Consider the following 24,239-nt stretch of genomic DNA (forward strand, 5'->3'; position numbering starts at 1 on the left):
CGCCAATTGGCATGGCGGCTGTTTTGTCAAAGAAATCAATTTTTATTCGGGACGCAGGGATTTGACGGGATCGGTCATCGCCGCGCGGATACTCTGCGCGCTTACCGTCATCAGGGCAATGGCAATGGCCCCGAGCGCGGTGAAGCTCACCATCCACCACGATATTTCCGTACGGTAGTCATATCCTTCCAGCCAGCGCTGCATGCCCAGCCAGGCAGCCGGAATGCCGATCAGCAACCCAATCAGCACGAGCATCACGAAATCGGCTGTCATCAACCGCCACAGGCTAAACACCGATGCGCCCATCACTTTACGCACACCAATCTCCTTTACGCGCATTTCCGCCATAAAACTCGCCATCCCGAAAAGCCCCAGACAGCTGATAAAGATAGCCAGACCGGCGAAGTATGCGGAAAGTTTTCCGATCCGCTGTTCCGACAGGAATTTCTGCTTGTACTGCACGTCCGCGAATTGGTAAGTAAAAGGCACACCCGGAGCGTGTTTTTCAAACACCGCCTGTAATGCCGCAATAGAACCGGCGACAGGTTTTCCGGGATCCAGTCGCAACAGGAATGCGTTGCCGCCACGGTTCGAGAAATGAAAAATACCACGCATGACCGGACTGTAAGGCGATTGCATGATGATATCCTTTACGACGCCGACAACCACCAGCGGCCTGCCATAGCGGCGGATGGTCTGGCCAACGGGGTCTTGCAGCTGCATGAATTTGACAGCGCTTTCATTCAGGATAACGGCATTGGAATCGGATGCGAAAGCGCGGGAGAAATCCCTCCCCGCCACGATTTGCCATTGCATGGCCTTACCGTATTCGTGGGACACGTCTACACAAGCGAAGTTGCCCTGCGTTGAAGGATCCATGCCTTCCCAGGTATAGCCGCCGTTAAACGCATAGATTTCGCTCGGCGGGGAAGAGGCCTTCGCCACCTCGGTGACTGTGCCGCGGGCAAGCAGGTCTTGCCGGATGATATCGTATTTCTCCCGAAGTTCACCGGTGAACATGGGAACGACCACCAAGCCGTCGCGATTATAGGCGGATGACCGGTTTTGCGCATGCCGGATCTGGCTGAATACGACGATCGTGCCGATAATCAGCGCGATGGAAACGGCGAATTGCAGCACTACCAGCGCCTTTCGTGGGGTTGCGGCATGTTTTCCCGGCCTGAATGTTCCTTTCAGTACTTTTACCGGTTGGAAGGAAGAAAGGTACAAGGCCGGATAGCTTCCGGCCAGTATGCCGGTTAACAGGATGAAGGCTAGTCCCGCGCCCCAGAACCAGTAATCCGTAAATGGCATCTGCACCGCTTTCCCAGAGATATCATTGAACACAGGTAAGGCCAGCACGGAAAGAAGAATGGCGAACAGAAAGCCGATGCAAGAGAGTAGTACGGATTCGCTGAAAAACTGGAGTATGAGTTGTTTTCGTTGTGAACCAATGGCTTTTCGGATACCCACTTCCCGCGCGCGCTTTTCGCTGCGGGCGGTACTCAGGTTCATGAAATTGATGCAGGCGAGCAGCAGCACGAATGATCCGATGATGCCGAAAAGCCACACCGTTTGAATGCCACCGCCGATATTCTGCCCGTCTTTCCATTGTCCGTAAAGATGCCATTTGCGCATGGGGAAGAGGAATACTTCCGGTTTGGCAACTTTATGGGCATCCTGCAAATGTTGCATGCGGAGGTCCCGGATTTTGGCGGAAACGGTTTCAAGGTCGGCATGATCGGCGAGTTGCGCGAAGGTTTGGCAGAAGCCGGAGCCCCAGGGGTCAGACATCCCGGCAATCCAGGTGTTTTCCAGCAGATACAGTTTCCAGGGCAAGAGCACATCCATGCCGGCAAACGCGGAATTGGCGGGAAGATCCCGGTAAACGCCAGTTACGGTCAGTGGGGTGGAATTGTCGAGCCGGATGATCTGGCCAATCGGATCCTTGTCACCGAAAAGCGCTGTTGCCGAAGTTGCGGAAAGCATGATGGCGTTGACGTCCTGCAGGCCGTTGCGGCTGCCTGCTTTCATGTCGAGCGTGAGCATTTCGGGGAGCGCCGCTTCGAAATAATTGCCCATCCGGGAAATCGTTTGGCCGTTATGGCTGAGGAAGTGCGTGTTGGGCCAGCTGGCCATCGCTATGTGTTTGAAATCGCCGCCATATTCCTGGCGGAGAGCGTCTCCCATCAGGTGAGGGTTGGCCTGCTGGGTGGTCACAACCCCGTTATGGGTGAGGTGCTGCATCACTTGCACGATGCGGCTATAGTTCGTATGGTTTTTACTGAAAGTTAGTTCGTCGCGGATCCACAGGCCAATCATCAATGCCACGGCCATTCCGGCCGACAATCCCGCTATGTTGACGAGCGAAAACGTTTTGTTTTTGAGGAGATTCCTCCAGGCGGTTTTGAGGTAATTGCGGATCATGTGTTTCCTCTTCACCAAGGCAATGCCAAAACGTAGACCCTATTGTAATGAGATTAATAGAAATAAATATTATTCATATGTGTCCGGTTTCAGCACATGTGTTGTCCGGCTTTGCAGCGCGTTCCGTTTTTCGAAATCGAGGAGCCACTGTTTGCGGTGGACGCCGCCTCCGTAACCGGTGAGTTGCCCGTCTTCGCTGATGATGCGGTGGCAGGGAACGAGGATGGAGATGCGGTTCATGCCATTGGCTCGCGCCACGGCCCTGATGGCGGCGGGCATGCCAAGGGTGGTTGCCTGCCGTTTATAGGTGCTGGTAGTTCCGTAAGGCACGGTTTGCAGGAGCTCCCAGACCTGTTGCTGGAAGGGCGTTCCGGGCATGAAAAGGGGCACGGTGAAGGCGGATCTCGTGCCATTGAAGTATTCGTCGAGTTGCCGGCGGAGGGTGTCGAAATGAGGATTGTGGCCGGGGATGATTTCGGCGTTATGCAACCGGGCGATGTCTTTGAGCTCGGTTTCGAGCATTTTGCGGTCGGAGAATTCCAGCAGGCAGATGCCGGCGTCGGCAGCGCAGGCGAACATGGTGCCGAGGGGCGTTTCCAGCCGTTCGATATTGATGAGATTGCGGTGGCGGCTGTTAGAGGGCGCCACACCGAAAACGGATTTGAACGAATCGGCGAAGCCGCTGAGAGAGTCGTATCCCGATTCAAAAGCGGTACCGGTTACGGGTGCGCCGTCGCGCAGGTGGCGGAAAGCGGAGTTGAGGCGGAACATCCGCTGGTAGGCGTGAAAAGTGATACCGTGATTTTTCAGGAACCAGCGGCGGATGGCACTGGGCTCCAGTCCCAGGCGCAGTAATTCCTCGTCCCGGAATTTTTTCGACGGATCGGCGGCGAGCGCGTCCATCAGCTCGCGGATATGCACCGGTGTTTCGCCGCTTTTTTCGAGCGGACGACACACCTTGCAGGGGCGATACCCTTTCTGGATGGCTTCTTTCGCCGTTGTCACGAACTCCACGTTCTCCGGTTTCGGCTTGCGGGCCGTACAGGTGGGGCGGCAAAAGATGCCGGTAGTTTTAACGGCGGTGAAGAAAGTGCCTTCGAACGTGCTGTCTTTTTCAAGGATCGCCTGGTACATTCTTTCGCGGGTAAGCATGGGCGTTGTGTTTTAAGCAAAGGTAGCCCGGCCGGGGAAGGGTGGCAACCGGAAAATTGACAACTATTTTTCGGGCTGCGGATCGCGTTTTTGGGAACTGAGCCAGATACCGGCGATTACCAGTGCACCGCCTGCCCATTGCAGTCCGGTAAAGGATTCGTGGAGGAAGAGGAAAGCCACGATGGCGCCGATAACGGGGTTGAGGTTGAGGAAATTCCCGACTTGCGCGGCGGGCAGGCTTTCCAGCGCTTTGTTGTACAGGAAATACGCCACGGCGGAAGCGAGGATGCCGCAATAGCCCAGCCCCAGCCAGGCCTGCCACGAAATCGCGGGCCATCCCTTCTGCTGGATTTCCAGCATGCCGATCGGGTAGGAAAGCACCGTTCCGATCATCATGCTGAGTGCCGTCACCTGTAGCGTGTCATGGTCTTTCACCGTGCGGGACAATAACGTGTATACGCTCCAGAGGCATACGGCCGCTACGATGAGCGCGCTGCCGAGGGGGCCGTTCTTCGATTCCGCAGTTGTACCTACAAATCCGACCAGTATGACGCCGATGACCGACAAAATGATTCCGGCCAGGAGCCTCCCGCTGAGGTGCTCTTTGAGAAACAACGCTGCCGGAACGGCGATGGCCACGGGTACTAGCCCTTCTATGATGGCGCCTGTGCTGGCGGGAATGTAATGCATGCCGGTGTTGAAGCAGAGATAGTAAAACGTGGTGCCCGAAAGCCCCATCAGCGTCAGCTTCCCGAAAGGCAGCGGCGCCCGCGATTTCCGCCTGCTCAGGAGATAGAAAGGCAGCAGCGCCAGGCAGGCGATCGTATTGCGGATGGCGGCCGCCGTGAGTGGAGGCACCTCCGTCACCACAAACTTCGTTACCGAAAACGAACTGCCCCAGATCAGGAGCACAATAAAAATGGATATAAGCCCGCGCGTATGTAGCGGACTGTTGCTGTTGTTCATAAGCTGGCCGCCGTTAGGTTCGCGCCCGCCCCCAAAATAATAAACCGCATGATATCATTTTATCTTAATGTAATGGGTAATTATTTCACAATCGATTGCAGGTGAAAAGCCATTGAATAGACCGCCATCCCTTCGTACATTGGTAAACAGGACAAACGCCCGTATGGAAGCAGCAAACCGCCAGCGCCGCTTTTTGTCCGCTCGTAAATTGAAGCTATGAATAAGAAATGGACTTGCATCATCCTGGGAGTGCACCTGGCCGCAGGTACGGCTGACGGCCAAACATCGCCCGCCCGTAAAACGGACTGGCTCATCACGCCGGTCACAGAAAAGGCGAAAGTAATGGAAAAAGGAAAGGACGTGACCCTCAGCAACGGCCTGGTTTCCCGCTCCTTCCGCATCAGCCCCAACGTGGCCTGCTATGATTACGTTAACCTCACCAACGGCCAGCAGCTCCTCCGCGCCGTGAAGCCGGAAGCGCGTATTACCGTCAATGGTAAAACGTACAACGTGGGCGGTTTGAACGGACAGCAGGAAAACGCGTACCTGTTGCCCTCCTGGCTCGACGGTTTCACCGCCGGCGCCAATGATTTCGCTTACGTCCGCCACCAGGTTTCGGAACTGAAGCCGCGGGTGCAATGGACCGGGAAATACTGGGCCGCCAACCGCAAACAAGCCACCGCCCGCCAGGTCGATTTCCTGTATGCCGGGAAGGCCCCCGGCACCGAAGGCCTGCATGTCACCGTCAGCTACGCTATTTACGACGGATTGCCGCTCATCGCCAAATGGGTAACCGTGGAAAATAAAAGCGGCGCAACGGTTGCGGTGAACCAGGTGGTTCACGAAATCTTGGGCATGGTGGAAGAAGAAAGCGCCGTGATCGGGCAGCCCCACCAGTTGAAAAAGCCCCAGGGCATTTACTTCGAAACGAATTATGCGTTCAACAACGCCATGCAATATCCCATCAGCGACCAAACTTCCCACTGGAAGAAAGATTCGTCTTATACCTCGCAGGTGAACTACGACTACGGAACGCCCTGCCTGTTCGAAGCCTATCCGGATAAGGTGACGGCAGTGGCCCTCGCTGATGGCGAAAAGATGACTTCTCCCGCCACCTGGGAGCTCCTGATGGATAGTTACGACCGCGAAAGGCGTGGGCTGGCCGTGCGCAAAATGTACCGTACCATCGCGCCCTGGACCACCAGCAATCCCATATTTATGCACCTGGTAAGTAAAAACGACCAGCAGGTAACGGACGCCATCGACCAGTGCGCAGCCACGGGCTACGAAGCGTTGATCCTCAGCTTTGGCAGCCACGTCAACATGGAAGACACCTCGGCCGCCAATATCACCCGCTGGAAATCGCTCAGCGATTACGCGCACGGCAAAGGCATCCTGATCGGCGGGTATTCGCTGTTCAGCTCGCGCCGCATCAGCGATAAGGATGATGTCATAAATCCCGCCACCGGCAAACCCGGCGGTGCATTCTTCGGCAACGCGCCCTGCTTCGGCAGCGAATGGGGATTGGCTTACCGTGATAAAATCAAGTACTTCATTTACCAGACCGGTTTCGATATCTGGGAGAATGACGGTCCCTATCCCGGCGACGTCTGCGCTTCCACCACCCATCCCGGCCACAAGGATGCGCACGACTCGCAATGGCGCCAGATGGAAATCCAGAAAGAACTTTACCGCGACCTCAACGAGCATGGCGTATACATCAACGCCCCCGACTGGTATTTCCTCGACGGTACGCACAAAATTGCGCTCGGGTACCGCGAGGTGAATTTCTCCCTTTCCCGCGACCAGCAAAAAATCCTGAACCGCCAGAACATTTATGACGGCACCTGGGAAAAGACGCCCTCCATGGGCTGGGGCTTTGTGCCGCTGACCAAATACCAGGGCGGAGGCCCCGAAGCGGTGCTGGAGCCGTTAAAGGATCACCTCGGGGATTATAAGCAGCTCATGTTCCAGTATTACGGAGCGGGCATCCAGGCCTGTTACCGCGGCCCGCGCTTGTATGATACAGATGAAACGAAGCAGGTAGTGACGGATATGGTGAGCTGGTACAAAAAATACCGCACTGTCCTGAATTCGGACATTGTTCACCTCCGCCGTGCCGACGGCCGCGATTGGGACGGCATTCTGCATGCGGACCCGCAGGGCAAAGAGAAAGGTTTTCTTATCCTGTATAATCCCCTCAAAACGCCCATTACCCGTACTATCAGCGTTCCGCTTTATTACACGGGCCTCACCGGCACCGCGAAACTGCTGGCCAACGGCGTTACCGCCAAAACTTACACCTTAGGGCGTAATTACAATATCGAAATGACGGTGACGCTGCCGCCGGAAAGCTATAACTGGTGGGTGGTACAGTAACGACAAACAGAGAAGTTCCGAATAGACAAGGGGCAGCACCATACGGCGCTGCCCCTTCTAAATATTGGGAAGCAAATGATTTATAGTGCAGTGCTGTTCTTCCTGCTTTTCACGATCATGTAGCAGACATAGAGGAATACCAGCCAAACGGGGATCAGCAGCACGGGCAGCGCCATGCCGGTGAGCAACATCAGCCCCAGGATACCGGTCAGGAAGATGAGGCAGATATAATTGGAAACGGGATAGAGGAACGAAGGGAACTTCGTGGTCGCCGATCCGCCTTTATAATGTTGCCGGAATTTCAGGTGCACCACGCTGATCATCAGCCAGTTGATGATGAGCGCAGAAACCACCAGCGACATCAACGCGTGGAGGGCTTTTTCAGGCATGAGCTTGTTGATGATGATGCAGATCGCCACGAACAGGCCCGAAATCACGATCGCCAGCACGGGCACGTGGTTTTTGTTCAGACGCGAAAGGATGGCCGGGGCGTTGCCCTGTTCTGCAAGTCCGTACAGCATGCGGGAATTGCTGTATACGCAGCTGTTGTACACCGACAGCGCCGCTGTGAGCACGATCAGGTTGAGTGCGTTGGCGATGAGGCTGGTAAAATAAATAGTCTTGCCGAACATCGTGAACTGGAAGCCTTTGAGGCTTTCAAATACCATCACGAACGGGCTGCTGTCTGTCGTAATATTTTTCCAGGGCGAAAGAGCGAAGAGAATGATGAGGGCGCCAACATAGAAAATGAGTATCCGGTAGATCACCTGGTTGGTCGCGCGGGGAATGGTTTTTTCGGGTTGATCAGCTTCTGCGGCGGTGATCCCGATGAGCTCAAGTCCGCCGAAAGAGAACATGATCAGCGCCAGCGCCGCCAGGAGGCCCTGGTAATTGCCCTGCCCGTCGGACTGGAGAAGGCCTTTGGGGAAGAACCCGCCGTCGTTCCAGAGGTTGTTGATACTGGCCTGGGGACCGCCGTTGCCGCTGAAAAGCAGGTATACGCCGAAGATGATCATGGCGATGATGGCCACCACTTTCACGATGGAAAACCAGAACTCCGCTTCTCCGTACACTTTTACGGAACTAAGGTTCAGGGCGTTGATGGTAATGAAGAAGAAAAGGCTCGATGCCCAGAGGGGGATCTCCGGCCACCAGAACTGCACATATATGCCGATGGCGGTGAGTTCGGACATGCTTACCAGGATGTACAGCACCCAGTAATTCCATCCGGAAGCGAAGCCCGCGAATGTGCCCCAGTATTTATAGGCGAAGTGGCTGAAGCTCCCTGAAACAGGTTCTTCCACAACCATTTCGCCCAGTTGGCGCATAATAAAAAATGCGATGACACCTGCCAGCGCATATCCTAAAATCACAGATGGCCCCGCCTGTACGGCGGCCGGACCGATGCCGAGGAAAAGCCCCGTGCCGATGGCGCCTCCCAGGGCGATCAGCTGAATGTGGCGGTTTTGAAGCCCCCGTTCCAGCTTGCGGTCGGCGGACTGTTCGTTGTTATGTTTCAATGTCTAAAGGTGGATATGATTGTAATATGTGTTATTTTTCGCTAAAAATATTCCCGTACCGCGAAAATTCTTCCCAAATGAGCGCTTCTCACCCACCCGTTGGTGAAACTTTCTTTACTTTACCCGCGAACATATCAGGAGGGAACAACACCGGTTGTTCCCTTTTTTTATCCTGTTCAAAAATAAATGTAGGGATTTTCCTACGCATTTGTATATTTGTAGGGAAATGCCTACATAATGGAAAGAAGAAGAGACGTATTCCAGGCGATAGCCGACCCCACCCGCCGGGGCATCATTCAACTGCTGGCAGACCGACCGCTGACCATGAACGCCATCGCGGATTACTTCGACACCAGCCGCCCCACCGTGTCTGAACATGTAAAACTCCTCGAAGAATGCGGGTTGGTGGTGATCCGGAAAGAAGGGCGGGAACGGCATTGCGAAGCGCGGCTTGAAAAGCTGTCGGAAGTTGCCGACTGGGTAGCGCAATACACCGCCTCCTGGAGCAAGACCCTCGATATCATGGAATCCTATCTGCTGAAAATAGCACCCAAAATAAAAAATTCAAAACATGAAAAACACGACAAACGCCGCAAGCCCCGCGGCAAATGAAGTCCTCATTTCGCGGACGGTCAATTTCCCCCGCGCGCTCGTTTTCCAGATCTGGAGCGACCCGGAGCACCTTCCGCGATGGTTTGCCCCAGATGGCTGCGGCATTCATTTCACCACGCTGGACATCCGGCCGGGCGGCCGCTTTCATTCCTGCGTGCATACACCAGACGGTAAAGAATGCTGGTGCGTAGGCGAATATCACGAAGTAAACGCGCCGGAAAAAATCGTGTATAATATCGCCATCGCCGACGAACAGGGCAACCGCCGCACCTCCGCCGAAGCTGGCATGGATCCCGCCTGGCCTGATGAAACCCTCGTTACCGTCACCTTCCGCGCGCTGGACAACGACCGCACGGAAATCGTTCTCCACCAGGCTGCTCCGGCCGAGGTGGCGCGCAAAACAGGCGCCTATCCCAGCTGGCTCCAGATGCTGGATCGCATGGAAGCGGCGCTCGCTGCTTAATACCTACATTTCTTCCCGGCCGGCAAAAACGGTGGGATGTTGTAAATTGTGTGTCCTTCCAATACCATGCGATCTTACAGGATTCCACCGCCACCGCCGGCGCCGCGGCTGGTTACATTCCCTACTGCTGGGTGGGAGAAGTGACGCTTTCTCCGGGGATGACTATGCGCCATTTGTCAGTCGCCAAGAGCGCGGCACGCATCATTTTCCATTGCGAAGGTAGGTTTGGTATGGAAACACCTGGCGGGAGCTGGGAACCTTCATTCCTGGCGGGCTTCCCGAGAAAAATCCTGGATATTCGCGTGGAACTGTTGCCCGGTGTAGTGCAAGGTGATGTCGATAAGTGCGGATTATGCGATGCAACTGGGTGACCCGGAGCCGGCGGCAACACTCCTGCATAGCATCAAATCCCATCCGCTGTCTGCCGATCGTCAGGAATTTCATACGGTCCTGCAACTTGTAGCCGACCTGGAAACGCGTTTGCAGGAATTGGATACCAGTAAATAATCCCCGGGGAAATATTCCGCATCTTCCCAACAATCAGCCGGGAAATTTGTAAATTGTTGGATATGCAAGTACGAACCGGCTATCCTTTCCGTTTCTGGCTGCCTGCCATATTTTGCTGCCTGCTTTCCGTAGCCGGATATGGGCAACATGCGGATTCGCTGCCGGTACATCGGAAGGATTCCCTCTTGCAAACTATCCGCGCTATGCTGCAAAAGGCGCCTGCCGAATATGCGGCCAAATATAAGGAACATGGCATCGCCAATGAGCAGGACGGACTGATGGATGAATTACTGCGCACGATCCGCCATACCCGCGGTTTCCTCAAAACCCCGCTGGATACAAATGCGATATACCACGAACTGGCGTCTGTCCGTCAACGTTATATCATCGCCGGCGATGGAATTTTCACCAACACCGGATCACTGCAGACGGAGCGGAATCTCACCACGTCTTACAAACTGATACACGAACTGCTGGGCCGCGTCCAGGTGTATAAATTGCAGGTGGATGCATACAAGAAGCGCCTGGTCGGTTTTCGGAAGGATTTCGATTCCATCGCCAGCAATCCCCGTCTCTATGCAACTCCGGCGGATTCGGCTGAATTCATGCACCTGGTGCGCAAACTATATGTGGTGGGCCGGGAAGTGGATCCTATCGACAGCGCGCTGAGCGCTTCGCTCCGCAACGCCCAGCATGCCAAAGACCAGCTGGATATCATGGTATACGATCTTCAGTCGGCGCTGGAGCAGATCGAACGTTACGAAAAGGAACTTTCGCGGCAGACTTTCGACAGGGAAGTGGGCAGCCTGGGTTTGCCGCCTGAAAATGCCCGCCCGTTCCGGGAAATCCTTTGGCAGTCGGTGGAAAAGAACCGGCTGATCTTATGGTTTTATGTCCGGAACAATTTGGTGAAGATCGCGATACTCTTGATATTGACGGCTTTTTGCATCATTTTCCTGCGGACGCTCCGGGGAAAAGTTAAAGTCAGCGGCCTGTTGCGGGACGATTTCAACGGGCAGCTCGTTTTGCGTTTCCCGGTGTTGTCGGCCATGCTGATCGTGTTCAGCATTTTCCAGTTTATTTTCCCGGATCCTCCCTGGGTTTTTAATTGTTTGCTTTGGGTGATTTCGTCGGCCTGCCTGACGGTCATCTTTTATGAATTCATCACGCCGTACTGGATGCGGTTCTGGTGGATGATGTGGATATTGTTCCTGCTGGCATGCGGCGATTTTCTGCTGTTGCAGGCTTCGCGGCCCGAACGCTGGTTCATGCTGGCGCTCGCCTTCGGCGGAATGCTGGTGGGAGGATGGTACCTGGCCAGGGGGCGCCGCGACGAACTGCGGGAAAAGTGGATCATCTATTTCATGTATTGCATCGTAGGGGTGGAGCTGCTGTCGGCCGTGGCTAACCTCACCGGGCGTTTCAACCTGGCGAAAGCGCTTATGGCCAGCGGCTTTATCAGCGTCATTATCGCGATTATGTTCCTATGGACGGTGCGCCTCATCAATGAAGCGCTCCAGCTGGCGTCCAAAATATACCAGGTGCCGGAACGCCGGATGTTTTTCGTGAATTTCGCGGCGGTGGGGCAGCAGGCGCCGCGGTTCTTCTATTTCTTCCTCATCATCGGCTGGTTCATCCTGTTCGCCCGCACGTTCTACGCTTTTAAACTCATTACCGAACCGGTGAAAGATTTCCTGATGAGCGACCGCACAATTGGCTCCTATACTTTTTCATTTTTCAGCGTATTGGCGTTTTTTATCATTTTGATATTGTCGTCCATCATATCCCGGATCGTGTCGTTCTTCGCGTCCGACAAATCGGGGCACCCGGCTGAAAGCGGTGGCCAGGCCGGGCTGGGGAGCTGGTTGCTCGTGGTCAGGATTTTTATTTTCGTACTGGGACTGCTGCTGGCGTTTGCCGTGGCGGGTATCCCGCTCGACCGCGCCACTTTTGTAATGGGCGCACTAGGCGTAGGCATCGGTTTTGGATTGCAAACGCTTGTCAATAACCTGGTGAGCGGTGTGATCCTGGCATTCGAAAAACCCCTCAACGTAGGGGATTTTGTGGAAGTGAAAGGCAAATCCGGAACGGTAAAATCCATCGGCTTCCGCAGTAGCATGCTCCAAACCCTGGAAGGCGGCCATCTTGTAATCCCCAACGGGGAATTGCTGAACGACGAGCTGATCAACTGGAACATCCAGACATCCATACGCCGCAACGAACTGACCGTAGGCGTGTCTTACGATGCCGATCTGGAAAAGGTGGAAGGGGTTTTGCAATCGCTTTTGAAAGAGAACAGTCATATCCTCAAAACGCCGGAGCCGGTGATCTGGGCTTCGGAGTTCGGGGACAGCGCCGTGTTGATTCAGGTGTACTTCTGGACGGTGGGGCTCCGTCCCGGCAAGGTAGCCAAGAGCGCGCTCATCTTCGCCATTCACAAAGCCTTTAAGGAACAGGGGATCGTTATTCCCTTCCCGCAACGCGATTTGCATATTAAACGCGGCGATGCGCCTGATGAGGAAAAAAGAGGGCAGGTGGGGAATGATTCATCAGATTGATTTTCATTTATTTATAAAATAATTGCGCTATCCGTCACAAACCGGGGAAAAATTATTTTCCGTTGCTTATTTTGTGTGGAACAGATTCAACCACGTTGTGGAAACGTAGACGCGTTCCCACCTGACTTTATTTATTACCATGCGTATACCTGGAATTTCCCTGTTAAAATGTTTACCGGTGGTGATGGCTGCATGCCTTGCCGGAGCATCTTCCTGTAACGAGCGGCCGGTGCGGCCCTCAGATCCTAAGACGGATAAATTGAAATTGCCCGACGGATTTGTGGCGGAACATCTTTTCAGTCCCTCCGATAGCGGGCGCGGCTCCTGGGTGGCGATGACGTTCGACGACAAGAACCGGCTCATCGTATCCGACCAGTTCGGCGCCCTTTACCGGCTGAAACTTCCTCCTATCGGGGCCGACAGCACGCAGAAAGTCAGCATCGAGCCTCTGGGCCTGGGCAAAGACACCATTCCCGGAACGGATTCCGTGCGTACGAAAGTAACGATGGGCTTTGCGCAAGGCTTGCTGTATGCTTTTAATAGCCTGTATGTGATGGTGAACCACAACGGCAACAAGGAATTCGAAAAAGGCAGCGGCTTATACCGGCTGCAGGATACGGATGGCGACGACCAGTTCGACAAGATTACGCTCCTCAAAGCGATGGAGGGATCGGGCGAGCACGGGCCGCATAGCATCATCCTGGCGCCGGACGGCAAATCCATCTACCTCATCGCCGGCAACCATACCCTGGCGCCGGAAATGGACGCATACATGCTGCCGAAGAACTGGCAGGAAGATAACCTGCTTCCCCGGATGGTAGACCCCAACGGACATGCTGCGCACGTCAAGCCCCCCGGCGGCTGGATCGCCAACATCGATCCGGAAGGCAAGCATTGGGAATTCGTGAGCGGTGGTTACCGCAATCCGTTCGACATTGCCTTCAACGACGCAGGCGATCTCTTTACCTACGATTCCGATATGGAATGGGATTTCGGCCTGCCCTGGTACCGGCCCACGCGGATCTGCCACGCCACCGGCGGGAGCGATTTCGGTTGGCGGACAGGTACCATGAAGTGGTCGGCCACTTACCCGGATAACCTGCCACCCGTAATCAATATCGGGCAAGGTTCGCCAACCAACCTGCTGTACGGGGGGAAGGCGCATTTTCCGGAGAAATACCGCAAGTCGATGTTCGCATTCGACTGGAGCTTCGGCATCGTGTATGCGCTACAGCTGGAGCCCGACGGCGCTTCGTATAAAGCCACGGGAGAAGAGTTCATTTCCGGATCCCCCCTACCGCTGACCGACGGTGTGATCGGGCCCGACGGTGCTTTGTATTTCCTCACCGGCGGCCGCCGGCTGGAATCCGACCTGTACCGCGTGTATCACGAGAAAGCCGATGAGTATACCAAACCTTTACCCGGCGCCACGCTGACAGCGGAAAACACCCTCCGCCGCCAACTGGAGCAATATCACCATGGCCCCAATCCTGCGGCAGTAGCAGCAGCTTTACCACAACTGAAGCACCCCGACCGTTTCGTACGGTATGCGGCGCGCATCGCGCTGGAGCATCAGCCGGTGGAAAATTGGCAGGCGGAAGTATTGAAAGAAACGGAGCCCCTGGCAGTCATCAACGGCGCTTTGGCGCTGGCGCGGCAGGGTCAACCGGAACTCCGCGATGTTATACTGAACAAACTCGAACAGATCGATCTTTCAAAATTAGCCGAATCGGAGAAAATTGAAGCCATCCGCGCAGCGGAAGTAACCGTTTCCCGGATGGGCAAACCTGAAGGCGCGGCGGCCATTTCGATGGCGGCTTGGCTGCAACCTCATTTCCCTGCGGCTACCAATGAGCTGAACCGCCTTTTGAGCAAAGTGTTGGTGTATATCGACGCTCCCGGCGCCGTGGGCACCACGGTAGCGCTGATGGCTTCCGCGAAAGACGATACCACCACCCGCCAGTCCCTGCTGTCTTCTTCAGATCTCATCATGCGCAATCCGCAGTACGGGATGACGATCGCGGGGATGCTCGCCAAAATTCCGCCGGCGCAGCAAACCTATTACGCCACCGTGCTTTCCGGCGCTAAAAACGGCTGGAACGATTCGTTGCGGCAGGCATATTTCAAATGGTACGCAGATGCATTCGGCTACCAGGGAGGCAACAGCTTCGTGGGATATATCAATAACGCCAGAACCAACGCACTGGCATTGGTGCCCAAAGAACAGTTCGCGCAATGGAACGCGCTTTCCGGCGATTCCATCGTGAAAGGCGGCGGCAAGTACACCGCGGCTTCCGGTGTGCAGCCGAAAGGGCCGGGCCGTAACTGGAAAGTGGAAGAAGCGGTGAAAATGGTGGACAGCATCGGATTTGCAGCCAGCAACTTCGAACAGGGAAAAGCCATGTTTGATGCCACACTCTGTTCCAAATGCCATACCGTTGCAGGACAGGGTGGAGTAGCCGGACCGGATCTCACGCAGCTGGGTACACGTTTCAGCAATAAAGACATCCTTGAATCGATCATCGACCCGAATAAAACCATTTCGGACCAGTACGGCGCCACCGTATTCTACCTGAAAGAGGGCGGCAGCATCATGGGCCGGCTGACGAACGAAGACGATGAGCAATATTTCGTTTCCCAAAACCCATTCTCACCGCATGATATCCGCAAGGTACCGAAGAAAAGCGTGACGAAGACGAGGGTTTCCGAAGTATCGCCCATGTTGCCGGGCATGATCAACCGGCTGAGCCCGCAGGAGCTGGTAGACCTCATGGCATTCCTGAAATCCGGCGGCAATGCGAAAGACACGATCTATTCCGTCAACAGCCGTTCCGCTATCCGCTGATACGATCGCTATTAACAACGAAATACAGGAGGCCGCCCCACTAAGGGCGGCCTTTTTTACGCGCGGCATTTCTTAACTTAGCTTTCAAATAAAAACAGACAGACATGGTGAAAGCATTTTTAGGAATGGGCCTGCTGGGATCGAATTTCGTTACGGCGATGCTTGAAAAAGGTGATAAGGTAAATATCTGGAACCGCAGCCCGGAAAAGGCGGCAGCGCTGGAACCCCTGGGCGCGCAAGCCTTCGCAACCCCGGCGCGCGCCGTACAGGGAGCGGCAATAGTGCATGTTACCCTGAAAGATGATCAGAGCGTGGATGAAGTGCTGGCGGCGTCAGAAACCGGCCTGCATCCCGGCGCCATCATCATCGATCATACGACTACAACCAAAGACGGCGCCATCGCCCGCACAAAAAACTGGAAAGATAAAGGTTTCAATTACCTGCACGCACCCGTGTTCATGGGCCCCGCCAATGCGCGCGACAGCAGCGGCTATATGCTCGTATCCGGCGACCAGGCGGTTATTGAGCAAGTAAAACCGCTCCTGGAGAAAATGACCGGACAGATCGTGAACCTCGGGCCGGAAGAAGGCAAGGCCGCAGCGATGAAGCTGGTGGGCAATTGCTTCCTGGTAGCCTTCACGGCAGGCCTGCGCGATACCTTCGCCCTGGCTTCCTCAATGGGGCAGGATGCGCGCGATATCAGCGGTCTTTTCGATATCTGGAACCCAGCGCAGATGCTCCCCGTACGTATCCGACGCATGAGCGCCGGCGATTATTCCAAACCTTCGTGGGAACTGAATATGGCGAGGAAAGACACGCAGATTTTCATCGATACCGTAAGGCAATCCGGTGGTGAGCTGGCGATCATGCCTGCCATCGCGGCTTTGATGGATGAATGGATCGCCAAAGGCTTCGGGCGCAGTGACTGGAACGTTATCGCGAAAGACGTAGCGAAATAATGAGACGCGCATTGAACGATATTCCCCGTTTACGGAAAATCTTATGGGCAGACGTATTCCTCGGTGGCGCCACCGGCATTGCCGGGCTGGCGCTGTACGGATGGTGGAGCGCTTTTCTCGGGCTGCCGGTAAAGTTGGTACTTATAATTGCGGCGGTTACCGGTTTATATGCCCTGCTGGCGCTGAGCCTGGCGATCATGAAACCGATCCAGGGGCGGAAGGTGCGCTGGCTGGTCATCGCCAATTGGATCTGGACGGCCGTGAGCGTGGGTTTGCTGCTGTATTACTTCAGTGGGGCCACGGTTTTCGGGAAACTGTTCCTCGTGCTGCAGATCGTTGTGGTAGGAGGGCTTGCCTGGCTGGAGGGGCGCCATCTGGGTAAAAATCCAAATGAAGTGTAACTTCCCGGTAACGGAATCGTTTAACTACAAACTCCCCCTTATGAGATTCTATACGTTGATACTGTTCGCCCTCGTAGGTGTTTTGACAAGTTGCAAAAAGGATAAAAACGATCATGCAAATGCATATGAAAACAGCCGCCGCGCCTGGGAAGATTTTAGGAAGACCTCCGGAAATTCGTACCGCTATATGACTACAACCTCCAGCTGGGTTGGTTTCCGCACGGAAACTACGATCACAGTTACGGCAGGTAAGGTTACGGAACGTAAATATATATTGTTTCAGATCGACGGCGGCACCGGGCAACAGACGGAGCGGGAAACCTGGACGGAAACCGGTACCACGATCGGTTCCCACGATAGCGGGGGCGCAGCGTTAACGCTGGATGAAGTGTACAGCATGACCAGGAGTGAATGGTTGAAGAAAAGAGAAAACGCTGAAATTTACTTCGAGGCGAAAAACAATGGCATGATCTCGCTGGCCGGTTACAGGGAAAAAACATGCGCAGATGATTGTTTCAACGGAATCAGTATCCGGTCCATAGAAAAATTGTAAGACAATCGATAAAAAGGCGGTCCGCTCCCCAGGGAGCGGACCGCTGCATTTTGGCTATTTGCGCATCTTCCGTCAAAATCATATCTTGAAGAATAAATTCCCAAAATGACAACCCGAACAAAGTTATCCCTTACCCTTCTGCTGTTTTGCTGTTCCACATTTTGTAAAGCCCAGTCCGTCGCCGATACGGCAGCCATCAAGCAATTGCTGACAGGAATCTGGAAGCAGGATTTCCGTATGAAAGCCAATCACTCCCTGTTTACACGACCGGGACATCCGGGCGTTTTGAAGGATAACGTGGATGGTTATCGATTTAATTTCCGGAAAGATTTTGTAACGGACGACAATTCACCCAGCGGCGAAAAAATTCCTTACCGCCTGCGGCAAGATAGTGTGATCGTTATCGCGGAAAAGTATTTACTGAAAATTGAAAAATTGACGAAAGACTCCCTGGTATACCGGATGGGATTCTATGCGGATTTTAAGTTCAATGAAAAGCCGCTTGCCTTAAACAGGTATCACTGCCACCGGTTGAAGTAGTTACTCGACTTTGCTTAATACATCCCGGATCTGGCGGTACAAAACTTCACCCTCGCTGGGGTGATGCGCTTTGGCGACGGCCAGTTTGCCGGATTTGTCGAACAGGAAATACTGGGGATAGGATTGGCTTTTGTCGGGATGATTTTCCAGCAGTTCGTTCCAGAGTGGCGGGATGGTTTGGCGGGTTTTACGGAAATGCGTTCCTTCCATGGCATTGGCGCGGATGAAATCTTTCCAGATGGCATGCCGGTTGTCGTCGTCCATGGCGAGGAAAACGAACGCCACCTCCTCTCCGGGGAACGCGGCGCGCAGCGCCGGCAGATGTTTGATCTCTTCTTTACAGGGGCCGCACCAGGTGCCCCACACGTCCAGGAACACCACTTTCCCTTTCAGGCGCTGTACAACGGCTTGTACAGATTGCGTGTCGGCGCTGTCTTCCAGCACCACGATGCGCGGATTGCCTGCGTTGGCGGCCAGTTTGTTGCGGAGCTGGTTGCGCATGCGCGCTACGCTGGCGCTGAAACGGCTGTCCGGAAAGCGCTGCAGGAAAGCGGAAGACAGCCCTTCCGCCTGTGCAATATCGCCGTCGTGGTACAGGTTCCGGATTTGTTGCCAGTTGTACGCCACTGCAATTTCCGGCGGAAAGTTCCGGAGCGAGCCGATCCATCGCCAGTAGGCTTTCCCGTATTTGCTCACGATCACATTGGCGCTGTCCAGCGAGATACCGAAGTAAGGAATGGGGGCGGAAGGAGGGCGGTTTTCTTTTTGGATCTGGACAAATGCTTTTGTTTCGAGATAGCGGATGTAGTTGTCCGCGAATGCGAAGTATTGCGGACCTGGATGAGAAAAAGCGGGTTGGATGGGCACTTCATCGAACAGGCTCATTTCCAGGTTGCGTGCGGTGGCCCGGTCCGGTATGGAGGTGCTGAAAAAATCATGCAGGTAATTGATGTGCAGGTAGCGGAGTTCGGAAATGAGGTATTGTTGGGTGGGATGGGGAACGCCGGATGCGAGGATAGCCTGGATATGGCGGTTGCGCTCCGCCGCGTACGGCGCCAGCACTGATTGGCGGATTTTAGCTTCCGGGAGCGCCGCCAGGGAATCGTTTTCCCAAAAGAACGGGGCTTCGTCCAACTTCGTTTCCTGAATCCATTGGTTTTCCTTCGCCAGGCTACCGCCCGTAAACCGGACGGTCCGGGCGTTTTCGTCCAGTTCGATGGCGAGGCTGCCGCCGGGTTGCATCAAAATCGTGATTTGCTTTTTGCGGAAGAAGAGGGTGGCGGTTTGCAGGCTGTCTGCTGGAAGCGTGATCCGGAAAGTTCCAAGGTGGCCCATGGGAATCGTTTGTGTATTCTCCTTGTGAAAGCCGAATACGACAGGCAGGTTGACAGTTAGCGGATGCCCGCCGCTATAATTCCGGATCGTACCGCTGAGGGTAAACTGCGCGGTAGAAGGGAAAGTAGCCAGCAGCAAGGCCAGCAGGATGAGATAAGGCTTCATGATATAAATGTATCCGATCTTTCGAAACACATTTTCAAGATGTGATGAGCCGGCATTTGGATGTTGTGAATAGCAGCAGGTATGACGTAAAAAAAAGGTGTTCGATCTCGATTGTTTCTTGATGAGAAATAATATTTCATTTAAAGAAACTTATTATCTTACCTGGAAATTCCATCACATGAAAACTGCCAGACTGATCGGTTGGGTGATCTGCCTATGTATTTTTACGGTTCATCAGGCCATGGCGCAGCGTAAGCCGCAGCACGTGATCCTGATCGGGTCGGACGGGTTCGGCGCCTATGCTTTCAAAAAGGCGAAGGTGCCGGTACTGCGTGCCCTCATGCAGGAGGGGGCCTGGACTTTACAGGCCAGAACGGTGCTGCCTTCCTCAAGCGCGCCCAACTGGGCGTCGATGGTGATGGGTGCGGGGCCGGAGCTGCATGGTTACACCAAATGGGGCAGCCAGCAACCGGATATGCCGGCGCGGGTGCTCGATGAATACCAGATGTTCCCGACGATATACGCGCTGCTCCGCAAGGCGCAGCCGAAAAGCGAGATCGGCGTCATCTACGAATGGGACGGCATCGGTTACCTCTTCCCTAAAGCCGCGGTTAACAGGGATCAAAACTGCGACGGCGATGTTGCCACATCGAAGGCGGCTTGCGATTACATCAAATCGGCTAAACCTACTTTTCTGTTCGTTCACCTGCACGATGTAGACAGCGTCGGGCACAAAGTGGGGCACGATACGCCGGAATATTACGGCGCCATCGAGCGGACGGATGCGCACGTGGGCGAGATCCTGCAAGCTATCCGCGATGCGGGCATGGAAAAGGAAACTGCGGTGATCTTCACGGCCGATCATGGCGGCATTAACAAAGGGCACGGGGCCATTTCCATGGAAGAAATGCAGATTCCCTGGATCGCGCGCGGTCCAGGTATCAAAGCAGGGCACGAAATACAGGCCAGCGTGATGACGTTCGATACCGCCGCCACCCTGGCTAAACTCTTCGGGCTGGAAACGCCGCAGGTTTGGATCGGCAGGGCCATTACAGAGATCTTCCGTTAATTATGATTATACGCAAAAATCCGCGCTCCCGCCGGGAAGCGCGGATTTTTTGCTTTTCATGACCAGGCACGCCGGCAAGCGGGAGAAGCCTGCCGCTTCGAATGAATTGTTGATGCTCCCGGAATGGCTTGCGCACGGTTAATATATTACGAATGGCGAAAGGAAAGACCCGTTAATCCCACAAGGTGCCGTCGAGCCCCAGCACGGTGCCTATCCAAAGGCAAAAGATGAATACGATGAAACAGATGAAAACGGCTGTTATCTTTTTCCAGCCTCCCTGGAAGCGGAAGGGGCTCATCAAATGGAAGAAAGCGCCACCCGCCGCGCCGGCCATCGGTACTACGATCAGCGGCCTGATCATCCAGTACGGTCCCCAGGCCGGGTTGGCCGCTTCCACGCTTATCAGGAGCAGCGAAATGGGTACCAGGGCGATTCCCGCGCCGATGAGCATCCGTTTCAACAAGGAAGGTGTGAAAAACGAATGCGTGGAAGAATGATGGTCTGAAGTCATAACCGGTTGAAATTTAATGTTATGAAATGCTATTACAGTTAATAAAAAGTACTTTGTGATTCAAAGTTAAAGCATTTCGTATTTCATGACAAAGTTTTCTTCGTAAAATTTTTCCCGGGGAAAGCGGGCTATTTTTAAGGTAGACGGTGAACTCCGTGCCCAGGGTTTTCGTTATGATTATTCAAGACCAAACAAAAGACATCCCAATGAAACGAATTATTTGCTGCATGATGCTGATCCTGGCGTCGCTTTTCTCCTTTGCACAACAAACCAAAAATGATGTAATCCTCAAACTTAATGGCGATGAACTGACCGGCAAAGTGCTAAAAATCAATGATGCCGACGGTCAGGTCGATTTCAGCTATGCCGGCGAATCCCTGGTGTATAACATCAAGATTTCCGAAATCATGAAAATCACTTTCGCCAGCGGCCGCATTCAACTTTTCAACAACCCGCCGCAGGCAACCCCCCAGGCCCAGCAAGCTTCCGGCGCCGCTGGCCCCGGCCTGGCAGACCATCACAATAAAGTCGCCATACTGCCCTTCGCCTTCATTCGTGACGGTCAGGCTGCCGACGATGCCATCAGCGAACAGGTGCAGAACGAATGCTATGCCTTTATGAACAAACATGCCGGCATCTTCACCATTCTTCCTCCCCGCACCTCCAACGCCGCGCTCATCAAAGCCGGCGTCACCCGCGAGAATATGAAAGGTTACAGCATGGACGATCTCTGCAACCTCCTCGGCGTGGAATACGTGGTAGACGGAACCGTGACCCTGAACAAAACCACCCAGACGACCTACCAATCCAACTCGGGGCAGGTGAAATCCAAAGACGATGATAAAGACCGCCGGTATAACAGCAACTCCTACGGAACCGCCACCCAGAACTACCAGACCAAGCTGAGCCTGGCCATCTACAACGACAAGGGCGCCACTGTCTATGATCAAAACCGCACGGCATTCTTCAACACCCAGGACGCCTATTCCAACACGCTGGAATATCTCCTCAAACGAACGCCGCTCTACACGAAATAATGCATAAAAAAGGCGGGAAACGATCCCGCCTTTTCTTTTTTATAACCTGTATAATTTACAAAGTCTCCAGCAGCGCCAGTTCTTCCTGCAGCGCGGCGCGCTCCGTTTCGTTCTTGCCCTCCGTTGCCCTGATTTCCGCGATCCGCGTTTGTATCCCTTCCGCGATGGCGCGTTGCGTATCCGGATGTTGGCTGCCGGCCATGATCTGATGCAGGAAATACCCGATGCGGGAATCGCTTTGCACATCGCGCAGCATCACTTTCTTCTTCAGCCGGATACCTTCCAGGCTGGTGCAGCGGCTGAGCGCCACATAGGTTTGCCCTGTCGCGAAAGCGCCCGATCCCAGGTCGATGATCACCTTCTGGAATGTTTGCCCCTGGCTTTTATGGATGGTTACGGCCCAGGCCAGTTTCACGGGCAGCTGCCGGAATGTGCCCGTCACGATTTTCTCGATCTCTTCCTTCTGGCGGTTCCATTTGTATTCGATATGCTCCCATTCCGATTTATCCACGCGGTGCGTTACTTCGCCTTCATCCATTTGTACTTCCACATGTTCTTCGTCGAGTTGCGTGATTTTTCCCAAAGATCCGTTGACCCATCGGCGTTGGTTGTCGTTTTTGATGAACATGACCTGCGCGCCAACTTTGAGTTGTAATTGCAGATCGGCCGGTAATTTCCCGCCGCCGTTGCGCGCTTCCTGCTGGAAGTCGCCCGTGAGCAGCGCATGGTACGAGCTGGCCTCGCCATCCAGCGCTTTGAGCCTTTGCTCGTTCACGGCGTCGGCGATGGCGTTGGTGGTACAGAGGATAAGCTCCAGGGTTTCGCCGTTGGGCTCGTAATCCGGATCGTGGCGGGTGTTGAGGACAGCCAGGTGATGGGGCTGCACGGAATTGTCGCGCACCGCGTTGAGCACCTGCACGAACGCGGGATCGGGCTGGCGGTATACATGCTTCAGTTCGATCATCTGCATGCGAAACCCTTCCTCGAAGGATTTGGCGCTGAAAAAATATGGAGTACTGTAGTTGTTGCGGATGACCTCCACTTCGCCTGCGCGCTTGCTGTCGATCACCGGCGGAAGTTGCAACAGGTCGCCGATCAAGAGAAGCTGTTTACCGCCGAAAGGCAGCGCGGACCGGAGGTTTTTGCGAAGGGTGAGGTCCACGGCCTGCATGAGGTCGCAACGTACCATGGAAATTTCATCGATGATGATCAGGTCCACCTGCTTGAGCAACTCCGTTTTTTCCTCGTTGAGATCCTCCACGTTTTTGTCTTGCGGCAAATAAGGCCGCGGCTCGATAAGAAAAAAGGAATGGATGGTTTGTCCGCCCACATTGAGCGCCGCCACGCCGGTAGACGCCAGCACGATGTATTTCTTCGGGATGTGGGCGATGAGATTGCGCAGCAGCGTGGATTTACCCGTGCCGGCCTTCCCGGTGAGGAACACCGACTGGCGGGTGTAGGCGATCAGCCGGATAGCTTCCTGCGCGTCTGGGTTGTCGTGGTATTGTTTGATCAGCTGGACCATCCCGGCTACGTTTGTTTGGTAATTCTGGAAGGCGCGAAGGTACGGATAGTTGGGGAAAGATGGGCGCGCCGGGCGTGGTGGAACATTTTTGGTCCCGGTTTTGTTGAAAGTAAGCGAATCGCCGAAATCAGGTATTATGATAAAAAGCATTATAACGTCTACCGTCGTTTTCTTCCTGTTCACCGCCTGCCGCGATACGGGGCGGGAACGCGCGCTTGCGGAGCGGGAGCAGGCCCTATTGGAAAAGGAGCAGCAATTTGCCCTGAAGGAAGCCGAGTACAAGTTTCTCATCCGCTGGCGCGACAGCCTGTTGGCCGCTGCGGATACGCTGCAAGCCCTGCCTCCTGCAGCATGGCCGGCCGACGTATTGGGCCGGTGGAACAGCAAAACCATTTGCCGGGAATCGGGATGCAGCGAGTACGTAGTGGGCGACCAGCGCTCCGGCGCCTGGGAGTTTTCCGGAGATTCTTCGGGCCTGTTCACGAAAGTGTATGATCGCAACACGCTCGTCCGCGTGTATGCCGGTACGTTCGACAGTTCGGTCATCCGGCTGCACTTCCGGCCGGATTCCAGTGCGCAGCGGAAAGTAGTGATGGATGTGGAATTAAGCCGCAGCGGAACTGGGACGATCAAAGGCACCCAGCTGCTGAAAATGGAGAACGGCTGCACCGCGAGGTTCGCCGTTGAATTGGTTCGTGCTTCAAATAATTAGCGT

19 protein-coding genes are annotated in these 24,239 nt (G+C 54.5%); 12 read left to right on the plus strand and 7 right to left on the minus strand.

Going from position 1 to position 24,239, the window contains the following annotated elements; translation table 11 throughout:
- Positions 1-42 precede the first annotated feature (42 nt).
- From WJU16_RS20535 to WJU16_RS20545, 3 genes are all read right to left on the minus strand, one after another.
- Positions 43-2,427, minus strand: coding sequence for an ABC transporter permease (locus WJU16_RS20535; RefSeq protein ID WP_341835281.1), 2,385 nt, complete (start codon positions 2,425-2,427; stop codon positions 43-45).
- A 69-nt stretch (positions 2,428-2,496) separates the two neighbouring features.
- On the minus strand, positions 2,497-3,579 hold the full coding sequence (locus WJU16_RS20540) for a methylated-DNA--[protein]-cysteine S-methyltransferase (protein WP_341835282.1): 1,083 nt from the start codon (positions 3,577-3,579) through the stop codon (positions 2,497-2,499).
- A gap of 63 nt (positions 3,580-3,642) precedes the next feature.
- The gene (locus tag WJU16_RS20545) at positions 3,643-4,545 is read right to left on the minus strand and encodes a DMT family transporter (RefSeq protein WP_341835283.1); all 903 of its coding nucleotides are present in this window, start codon (positions 4,543-4,545) and stop codon (positions 3,643-3,645) included.
- A gap of 216 nt (positions 4,546-4,761) precedes the next feature.
- Between WJU16_RS20545 and WJU16_RS20550 the strand changes: the two genes are divergently transcribed.
- A complete protein-coding gene (locus WJU16_RS20550) occupies positions 4,762-6,924 on the plus strand; it encodes an alpha-galactosidase (RefSeq protein WP_341835284.1) in 2,163 nt (720 codons plus the stop codon).
- Between the two features lie 80 nt (positions 6,925-7,004).
- Here WJU16_RS20550 and WJU16_RS20555 read toward each other — a convergent pair whose 3' ends face one another.
- On the minus strand, positions 7,005-8,444 hold the full coding sequence (locus WJU16_RS20555; protein ID WP_341835285.1) for an amino acid permease: 1,440 nt from the start codon (positions 8,442-8,444) through the stop codon (positions 7,005-7,007).
- Between the two features lie 237 nt (positions 8,445-8,681).
- Between WJU16_RS20555 and WJU16_RS20560 the strand changes: the two genes are divergently transcribed.
- The 8 genes from WJU16_RS20560 to WJU16_RS20595 all read left to right on the plus strand — a co-directional run bounded on the left by WJU16_RS20560 (position 8,682) and on the right by WJU16_RS20595 (position 17,882).
- Positions 8,682-9,056: a metalloregulator ArsR/SmtB family transcription factor gene (locus tag WJU16_RS20560; RefSeq protein WP_341835286.1), complete on the plus strand. Its 375-nt coding sequence runs from the start codon at positions 8,682-8,684 to the stop codon at positions 9,054-9,056.
- Positions 9,016-9,519, plus strand: a complete 504-nt coding sequence (locus tag WJU16_RS20565) for an SRPBCC domain-containing protein (protein ID WP_341835287.1) — start codon at positions 9,016-9,018, stop codon at positions 9,517-9,519. The genes WJU16_RS20560 and WJU16_RS20565 overlap by 41 nt, the downstream gene beginning before the upstream one ends.
- A gap of 569 nt (positions 9,520-10,088) precedes the next feature.
- A complete protein-coding gene (locus WJU16_RS20570; RefSeq protein ID WP_341835288.1) occupies positions 10,089-12,584 on the plus strand; it encodes a mechanosensitive ion channel domain-containing protein in 2,496 nt (831 codons plus the stop codon).
- A gap of 184 nt (positions 12,585-12,768) precedes the next feature.
- Complete coding sequence (locus tag WJU16_RS20575; protein ID WP_341835289.1) at positions 12,769-15,429, plus strand: c-type cytochrome; 2,661 nt, start codon at positions 12,769-12,771, stop codon at positions 15,427-15,429.
- 104 nt (positions 15,430-15,533) lie between these two features.
- Positions 15,534-16,388: an NAD(P)-dependent oxidoreductase gene (locus WJU16_RS20580; RefSeq protein ID WP_341835290.1), complete on the plus strand. Its 855-nt coding sequence runs from the start codon at positions 15,534-15,536 to the stop codon at positions 16,386-16,388.
- Positions 16,388-16,789, plus strand: coding sequence for a hypothetical protein (locus WJU16_RS20585; protein ID WP_341835291.1), 402 nt, complete (start codon positions 16,388-16,390; stop codon positions 16,787-16,789). The genes WJU16_RS20580 and WJU16_RS20585 overlap by 1 nt, the downstream gene beginning before the upstream one ends.
- A 187-nt stretch (positions 16,790-16,976) precedes the next feature.
- Positions 16,977-17,342: a hypothetical protein gene (locus tag WJU16_RS20590; protein WP_341835292.1), complete on the plus strand. Its 366-nt coding sequence runs from the start codon at positions 16,977-16,979 to the stop codon at positions 17,340-17,342.
- Between the two features lie 105 nt (positions 17,343-17,447).
- Complete coding sequence (locus WJU16_RS20595; protein ID WP_341835293.1) at positions 17,448-17,882, plus strand: hypothetical protein; 435 nt, start codon at positions 17,448-17,450, stop codon at positions 17,880-17,882.
- Here the strand turns inward: WJU16_RS20595 and WJU16_RS20600 are convergent, their stop codons facing one another.
- Positions 17,883-19,382 carry a TlpA disulfide reductase family protein gene (locus tag WJU16_RS20600; RefSeq protein ID WP_341835294.1) on the minus strand — a complete coding sequence of 500 codons (1,500 nt, stop codon included), beginning with the start codon at positions 19,380-19,382 and terminating at the stop codon, positions 17,883-17,885.
- Between the two features lie 178 nt (positions 19,383-19,560).
- On the opposite strand from WJU16_RS20600, the gene WJU16_RS20605 reads away from it, so the two are divergent.
- On the plus strand, positions 19,561-20,451 hold the full coding sequence (locus WJU16_RS20605) for an alkaline phosphatase (protein ID WP_341835295.1): 891 nt from the start codon (positions 19,561-19,563) through the stop codon (positions 20,449-20,451).
- A 172-nt stretch (positions 20,452-20,623) separates the two neighbouring features.
- Here WJU16_RS20605 and WJU16_RS20610 read toward each other — a convergent pair whose 3' ends face one another.
- Positions 20,624-20,962 (minus strand): hypothetical protein, encoded by a 339-nt coding sequence (locus WJU16_RS20610; protein WP_341835296.1) that lies wholly within the window; start codon positions 20,960-20,962, stop codon positions 20,624-20,626.
- Positions 20,963-21,168: 206 nt separating this feature from the next.
- Between WJU16_RS20610 and WJU16_RS20615 the strand changes: the two genes are divergently transcribed.
- Positions 21,169-21,999 carry a hypothetical protein gene (locus WJU16_RS20615; protein WP_341835297.1) on the plus strand — a complete coding sequence of 277 codons (831 nt, stop codon included), beginning with the start codon at positions 21,169-21,171 and terminating at the stop codon, positions 21,997-21,999.
- Positions 22,000-22,054: 55 nt separating this feature from the next.
- Here the strand turns inward: WJU16_RS20615 and WJU16_RS20620 are convergent, their stop codons facing one another.
- Positions 22,055-23,524 (minus strand): PIF1 family ATP-dependent DNA helicase, encoded by a 1,470-nt coding sequence (locus WJU16_RS20620; protein ID WP_341835298.1) that lies wholly within the window; start codon positions 23,522-23,524, stop codon positions 22,055-22,057.
- A gap of 136 nt (positions 23,525-23,660) precedes the next feature.
- Between WJU16_RS20620 and WJU16_RS20625 the strand changes: the two genes are divergently transcribed.
- Positions 23,661-24,236 carry a hypothetical protein gene (locus WJU16_RS20625; RefSeq protein WP_341835299.1) on the plus strand — a complete coding sequence of 192 codons (576 nt, stop codon included), beginning with the start codon at positions 23,661-23,663 and terminating at the stop codon, positions 24,234-24,236.
- Positions 24,237-24,239: the final 3 nt, after the last annotated feature.

It is taken from the genome of Chitinophaga pollutisoli (genome assembly GCF_038396755.1).
Taxonomy (GTDB): Bacteria; Bacteroidota; Bacteroidia; order Chitinophagales; family Chitinophagaceae; genus Chitinophaga; species Chitinophaga pollutisoli.